This window comes from Microseira wollei NIES-4236, assembly GCF_020521235.1.
GTDB lineage: Bacteria > Cyanobacteriota > Cyanobacteriia > Cyanobacteriales > Aerosakkonemataceae > Microseira > Microseira wollei.
In genome coordinates this window covers 1-246 of sequence record NZ_BLAY01000765.1, presented here as the reverse complement: position 1 = coordinate 246, position 246 = coordinate 1, and the positions used below count along the sequence as shown (strand labels likewise).

Annotated in this window: 1 protein-coding gene; it reads left to right on the top strand. The window is 48.0% G+C overall.

The window, feature by feature from the left end:
- A partial coding sequence (locus MiSe_RS50485) for a hypothetical protein (protein ID WP_226595156.1) occupies positions 1-246 on the top strand: 246 nt, incomplete at both ends.

Below are 246 nucleotides of genomic sequence, written 5' to 3'. Positions count from 1 at the left end.
AAACAGTCACAGTTAGTGCAATTAACGATAACGTCGCCGAAGGAAATCATAGCGGCACTATTTCTCATACAGCTACCAGCAGCGACGCCAACTATAACGGAATTACGATTAATTCCGTCACCGCCAACATCACCGACAACGATACCGCCGGAGTCACAATTACCCAATCCGGCAGTAGCAGGAATATCACCGAAGGTGGCGCGACAGATACCTACGAAATTGTACTAACTTCACAACCAACTGCCG